This is a genomic window from Metabacillus fastidiosus NBRC 101226 (genome assembly GCF_001591625.1).
Lineage (GTDB): Bacteria > Bacillota > Bacilli > Bacillales > Bacillaceae > Metabacillus > Metabacillus fastidiosus.
Genome location: NZ_BCVG01000216.1, coordinates 1 through 1,650, shown reverse-complemented (window position 1 = coordinate 1,650; position 1,650 = coordinate 1). Strand labels below are relative to the sequence as shown.

At 30.5% G+C, this 1,650-nt stretch carries 1 protein-coding gene; it reads right to left on the bottom strand.

Annotation, left to right across the window (positions count from 1 at the left end):
• Positions 1-175: 175 nt before the first annotated feature.
• Positions 176-1,072, bottom strand: a complete 897-nt coding sequence (locus BFA01S_RS21455; protein WP_066235667.1) for an acyl-ACP desaturase — start codon at positions 1,070-1,072, stop codon at positions 176-178.
• Positions 1,073-1,650: the final 578 nt, after the last annotated feature.

Sequence of the window (1,650 nt, the reverse complement as noted above, 5' to 3'; positions counted from 1 at the left end):
AAAGTTATTTGTATGTTTATCAAAACACTCAAAACAAATAGAATAAAAATCTTTTTTCTCTTTCTTTAAAAAATCAAATTCCCAGGTTTCAAGTTCTAAATAACTTACTTTCTCTTTCGTTTCTTTTTTACATAATTCGCACGTTTTTTTCATTATAAAAAACCCTTTCGTACATCTACCTTTTGTTTTTTTCTAACTGGCGATCCTTAATTCTTTTTAAACGCCCATGATATTTCATTATATTCGCTTGTGATTGTTTAGCATCTTCACTAGTAGGTTGTAAATTAGCAATATCCCAATAATTAACAATCACATCTAATACTTGGTCAAAATATTGTAATGGGCCATAATTCGCATCTAATGCAATCGTTTTCATTCTCTCATTAAAATCTGGCATAACTGCACCTGGCATAGAGAAATTAATAATGACATTCTCAAAATAAACAATAAAATTCGGATCAAGTTCCAGATGTGCTTTCACCGTGTCACGATAGAATGCATAATGAAGTGCTTCATCTTTCGCTAAACGTCGAAGTAATGTTGCTAAATCTTTGTCGTGCGGACCAGCTATTTTAGCTACATTATTATAAAAAACTAGTGTAGCTAACTCTTGCAATGAAGTATAAGCCATTGTTGCTAAAGGATTAGTAAAGTCTGGAAACCAACCACTTTCCACTACTCTTCTTCTTAATTCATGCAATCTTGTAGGATTGACGTTTCTTGTCACTAATAAATACGTTTCAAGTAAGTTAGAATGCTGATCTTCTTCAGCCGTCCAAGTACGTACGAAATCATTTATTACGTCCATTGAATTTTTAAATGTATAATCCAAATGCGAAGTATACCAAGGTAAATTTACTTCTGTAAGCAATGCTGTCTCTATCGCTACAATTACACCTTCTGGAAGAGTTACTTGACTCTCGTCCCAAGGAACTCGTTTAAAAGACATGGCTTTGTCCCATGGAATAAATTCGTGATAGCTCCAGTCAATATTTGCAGAACGTTCCTTATGTAATTGATATAACTCTTTAATACGCGGTTCTAAGCGTATATCCAAATCTGAATTTAACATTATCTTTTCTCCTTAAGATTTTTTGCTGTTCAATTTTCAATTATTTGAATTCTCTTAATAATTATAATTTAATTAATAAAAAAAACACAAAAAAAAAACGCCGAATTCACTATAGTATTCTTATATATAGAGTATGAAATATAGAAAATGAAAAGAGATCATAAATGAATATAATATATATTTTTTATACCTGTAGTTAAAATTAAAATAATAGTTTGTAGAAGAAAAAATAATTATAAAAAAATATTAAATTAGGGATTACTACTACACTGTGCTATGCTTAGTCTACCATTTATACTATTACTGATTGTGTTTCGTGTTTGTTGCCTAAGTCCTATTCAATAAATGAATAGGGCTTTTTTACCTATAAAGTGAAACTTTGCTCAATAGAAGTTTTCTCTATCCTCCATCGAGCATTAGTTGAACTATTCAGACTCTTAGGGATAGTCAATCTCTCACTTAGCTTTTTTTCCATACATCCTCTTAAAATGGGAGTGTTATTATCTCTGAATACGAGATAAAAAGGAATTTAAGCAAATAAAAAAACAGACCCTACATGTAGGGTCTGTTTTCAACTA